This is a genomic window from Amycolatopsis rhizosphaerae (genome assembly GCF_007713715.1).
GTDB lineage: Bacteria > Actinomycetota > Actinomycetes > Mycobacteriales > Pseudonocardiaceae > Amycolatopsis_E > Amycolatopsis_E rhizosphaerae.
In genome coordinates, this window is the sequence record NZ_VJWX01000561.1 from 1 (window position 1) to 4,492 (window position 4,492).

General features: G+C 68.7%; 6 protein-coding genes. 3 read left to right on the plus strand and 3 right to left on the minus strand.

Annotation, left to right across the window (positions count from 1 at the left end):
- Positions 1-830, minus strand: an 830-nt coding sequence (locus tag FNH05_RS33085; RefSeq protein WP_144592788.1) for a hypothetical protein, incomplete at its 3' end; no start/stop codon positions are given.
- 665 nt (positions 831-1,495) lie between these two features.
- A complete protein-coding gene (locus tag FNH05_RS39590) occupies positions 1,496-1,660 on the minus strand; it encodes a hypothetical protein (protein WP_246128093.1) in 165 nt (54 codons plus the stop codon).
- Between the two features lie 118 nt (positions 1,661-1,778).
- On the opposite strand from FNH05_RS39590, the gene FNH05_RS39595 reads away from it, so the two are divergent.
- Both FNH05_RS39595 and FNH05_RS33095 read left to right on the plus strand, forming a co-directional pair.
- A complete protein-coding gene (locus FNH05_RS39595; protein ID WP_246128094.1) occupies positions 1,779-2,477 on the plus strand; it encodes a hypothetical protein in 699 nt (232 codons plus the stop codon).
- Positions 2,474-3,652 carry a TRM11 family SAM-dependent methyltransferase gene (locus FNH05_RS33095; RefSeq protein ID WP_186382858.1) on the plus strand — a complete coding sequence of 393 codons (1,179 nt, stop codon included), beginning with the start codon at positions 2,474-2,476 and terminating at the stop codon, positions 3,650-3,652. Before FNH05_RS39595 ends, FNH05_RS33095 begins: the two co-directional genes overlap by 4 nt.
- Before the next feature lie 81 nt (positions 3,653-3,733).
- Here FNH05_RS33095 and FNH05_RS33100 read toward each other — a convergent pair whose 3' ends face one another.
- On the minus strand, positions 3,734-4,063 hold the full coding sequence (locus tag FNH05_RS33100; RefSeq protein WP_186382859.1) for a DUF3024 domain-containing protein: 330 nt from the start codon (positions 4,061-4,063) through the stop codon (positions 3,734-3,736).
- 276 nt (positions 4,064-4,339) lie between these two features.
- On the opposite strand from FNH05_RS33100, the gene FNH05_RS33105 reads away from it, so the two are divergent.
- The gene (locus tag FNH05_RS33105) at positions 4,340-4,480 is read left to right on the plus strand and encodes an NADP-dependent isocitrate dehydrogenase (protein WP_144592790.1); all 141 of its coding nucleotides are present in this window, start codon (positions 4,340-4,342) and stop codon (positions 4,478-4,480) included.
- Positions 4,481-4,492 lie beyond the last annotated feature (12 nt).

A 4,492-nucleotide genomic window follows, 5' to 3' on the forward strand; every position in this document is an offset into this window, starting at 1 on the left:
CGCGCGGGGACATCGGTCACTGTTCGTGGCCGCCGGTGTGTCGCGGGGGTGGGTTGCGTGGCGGCGCTGGTGATGGTCGCTGCGGACACGGCGCGGAGTTCGACGTCGCGTTCGTACCGGTCGGCGGGGTCGTCGTGCGGGGCTTGTTCGGCCAGCCATTCGACCAGCCGCGCTTCGGCGTGCGCGCGGGCGCGGTGCAGGGAAGTGATGCTGACGCCGGTGTCCGCCGCGGCGGCTTCCAGCGTGTAGTCCTCCAGCCGGGTCGCACCGATCAACTCGGCTTCGTCACCGGTAATCCCGCCTTCGGCGACCGCGCGGGCGAGGACCAAATCCGGGTGACCCCACGGCGGCACGGGGGCGCTGGAGTGGAAGTCCTCATCGCTGACCGGCGGTGGGGCGCCCACGGCGTCGCGGATCGCTTGTTGCCCGGCGTGCTTGGCCGCGCTGCGCAGACGCAGCAGCACCCACGGCTGGCTCAGGTCCACCTCGGCGAGCTCGGTGAGGAACCCGGTCAGCATCGCGATCTGGATGTCGCCGTGGTCGTTTCTCACCGACGGCTTGCACAACGCGAACGCGACGGCCGACAGCGCGGGCAACGCCATCCCGACACACGCGACAGTCCACGCTCCCCGCTGCGCGCGGGCACGCTCGACCAGATGCACCCAGACCGCATCCACGGTCGACAGCGGCACGCCGGGGTTCATCAGCAACTCACGCAACTCGTCCAACGGCACCCGGCGATCCGGCAGACCCGCGAACCGCCGGCCCTCGATCGACAGCGGTTGCGGACCGGTCACCAGCCAGTCGAATGCGACACGCGCGGAATCCAACGGCAGCGAGTCAGACCCGAAAGGAACACAACTCGCGATAAGAGGGGAATCCATAACCAGGGCTCCTTGTCAACTCGAAGAAAACGACCCGTCAAGGACACCAATACTGGTCCACCAAACCGCCTCAAAAGCGCCTCCAAAGCGCCTCAAAACCGCCTCAGGTGATCTTCGAAGATCATCGGAGGCCGCCACCAAGATCATCCAGCGGCGATCGACAAAGAGCGATCAAGATCGCGTCATGATCGCCGAAAATAGGCATTCACCTGCTATAACTGCGCCGCGGTGGCGTCCCGGTGGAGTTTCGGCGATAGCCCGTGGCGGGGCAACCCCGGCCGTCACCTGATCACCACGACCATCTCCACGTGCTCGTCCGGCAGAATTTCGCGACGTCCGCCCTCACGCCTCGGGTTCAGCCTCATCTGCTTTCTCGAGCCAGCAAAGGAACAATTACCCCCGGGATTAAGATTCGATAACGAGCCGGGAAAAACGAGACGTGTTTTCGCAGTGGAGATGTGAAAGCGGCGTCTCGCCTCCGCGTGGCGCTACCCGATGAGGCCCTGCGAGGATCCCATGCCCCAGTCCCGACACCCGGCGCCGCACGGCCCGAAGCGGCGTGACGACTCCACCCATCCCGCACGTACCCGTCGTGGAGGTGACCGGCGTCCCTACCCGACCGCCGAAACCACCACCCGGGTCAGCCCCGCCAAACCCACCCCGACCCGCACGCGCTCGCGCGGTTCGACGGCAGTCACGTCCCAGCCGATACCGGCAACAGTGTGGACGGCCGAGAGCCCGATCGACCTCACCAAAACCTGGCCGACCCCCATCATCAGCCAGATCGTCGGAGCGTTCAGCAACCCCGGCGACCGAGTCGTGCTCCTACCCTGGCCTACCCCACCGTCCACGCGAGGCGCGCGTCGCGGTCTGAGTGTGGTCAGCCCAGCAGGGGTGGTCGAGCACGTGCCGGCAGCCGACCCGGACCACGAGGTGGCCGATGCACTCGCTGCCCTCGAAAGCCTCGACCGCCACGGTCGCGTCGTGCGCCTCGCGACCGAGGACACCCGCACCGAGCCGGTGTCACGGCCGTTCTGGGCTGACCTCCTCGGCGATGCTGGACGCGCTCCGGTGACCGGCACGACACCGTCGCTACCGGGTTGCGACGGCACCATGCTCGACGACCTCGGCACCGTTGCGGCGGAGGCGGACCTGGTCGTGACCAGCCTGCGCGCGGAGTCCGGTAGCGAGGGTGCGGGCGATCTGGTCACGCTGGCCGCGGCCCGGATGTTGCGGGTCGGCGGCATCCTCGCCGTACTCACACACAGTCACTGGCCCCAAGGTGAGCTGATCGACCCGACCGGCGCCATCGTGGCCGCCGCGCAGAACGCCGACCTGCTCTACCTCCAACACATCATCGCCCTGCACGTACCGGTGCGCGGCGGCCGGTTCGCCACCGAACAACTCAACGACACCGACGACCCGGCCACCGAGGAATACATCCGCGCCACATACCGGGCAGCGGTGCGCGGGCTGCCCGCACCGCACCGTCGCATCCACTCCGACATCCTCGCGTTCGCCCAACCACACGAGCACGAACCACCGCCGACGCACGCAACCGAGCAAGCACAGACCACCGGAGTCATCCGATGACTGACGACCACACGCCGCACCCCAACCACCCCAGGCACCAGCGTCAGGAAGGCACTCCCGTGGCCGACGACCGCGACACAACCACCCCGCCCGCCACCGCGACCAACCCGGCTTCCGACCCTGCCGGAGCCTCGCTCGACGAGCCCACGCAACCGCTTCCCCAAACTGCCATCAACGCCCTCGACACCACGACCGGGGACACCGCCGACGACGCGGTGCGGGACCTTCCAGTATCGGTGTGGACCACCGCGCAGACCTCCCCGGCGGCACAGCGCAAGGGCCGCTACGTTGCCGAATCGACCGCGCATCCGGCCAAGATGCTGCCCGCCGTCGCGGCACAAGCCATCGAGCACTACACCGTCCCCGGGGATCTGGTGCTCGACCCGATGTGCGGGATCGGCACCACCCTCGTTGAAGCCGTGCACGCCGGGCGGCGGGCGGTCGGGATCGAATACGAACCGCACTGGGTCGACGTCGCCCGCGCCAACCTCGCCCTCGCTGCCGGGGCACCGCATGACGGGCGGGTGTTCCACGGCGACGCCCGCCAGATCGCCACACTCCTACCGCCGGAATACCTCGGACAAGCCGCGCTCGTCGTGACCAGCCCGCCGTATGGGCCGTCCACACATGGGCAGGTCGCGGTCGCACCCGGTGAAGGTGTGCAGAAGTACCACCACCGCTACGGCAACACCCTCGACCGCGGCAACCTCGCCAACATCGGCCACCACCGCCTGCTCGCCGGGTTCACCCGCATCCTCGCCGGACTCGTGCCCTACCTACGGCCCGGCGGCCACGTCGCCATCACCATCCGCCCCTGGCGCGAACACGCCGAACTCATCGACCTGCCCTCTCAAATCCTCGCCTGCGGCCTGCACGCCGGACTCATCCCCGTCGAACGCTGCGTCGCACTGCTGGCCCGCGCCGGCGACGACGACCTCGTCCCCCGCGGGTCCTTCTTTCAACGCGACTTCATCCGCAAACAACGCGACGCCGGACTGCCCCTACACCTGATCAGCCACGAGGATCTGCTGGTTTTCCGCAGCTCGCTGCACGGGTCCACGGGTTCAGCAAGCGCCACGGACCGCCAGCATCCCCGACGCGTCCTCGGCGGCCGGACACGACACACCGGGAACCCGGGGAGCGGCCCGGGCGGGTTAGAGACCTGGGCGGCATGAACACCCAACCACGCCGCGACCTCGCCCCGCTCTCGTCACCGTCCTCCCGGTGGCGGGGCGGTACCGGTGGCGGAGATGCTGCTACCCAAAGAAGGCGCGGCCGGGAACGTCCATCTCGCTCAGCAGTGGTCCTGGGCTGGTCTGGGCTGGGATGTCGTCGATCAGGTGCCAGCGGGTGTTGCGGTCGGGCCAATACAGGCGCCAATGGCTGCCGTCATAGCGCAGCTGCGCGACCGGACGCCGGGTCCAGTCCGGTCCGAAATCCTCACGCCACGGTGCCCGGACTTCGAGGATCGTCACAGCCGAACCACGGACGGTGTGCTCGAACCGGACCTGATGCCGGGCGTGCTCAGGAACGTGTTGCTCGCACCAGCGGGCGATCTGCCGCAGGTGAGTCTCCGGGACAGCCACGCACCGATCCTCACACAACACGCCGGCCGAAACAGAACCAGCCTCGCTGATCGCGCTGCCCCGCGCTGGGGTCCTGCCTACGACGAACGGCGTGGCCGCCTCGACCTCGGTAGGCACGCGGCCTCGACGGCACTAGCGCCTCTCGTGCTCAATCCGCCCACGTGGCCGCCCAGCAGACAACGGAGAACGAGAAATGCCTTCCGAATCCGGCAGCACCGTGTTCGCCACCGTCAACCGGCACGCCGCCCCGACCGCCCCACCGGGAAGGGCCGCGCCATGACTGCGCACTACCCGGACGGGCTGACCCCCGAGGACATCACCGCGCTCCAGCGCGCCGTCGATGACGAACTGCGGTCCGAGGGCTACCCCGTGCCCGACTGGCCCGACCCCGACGAACCCGAAACCGAGGCGGCATGACCACACCAGCAC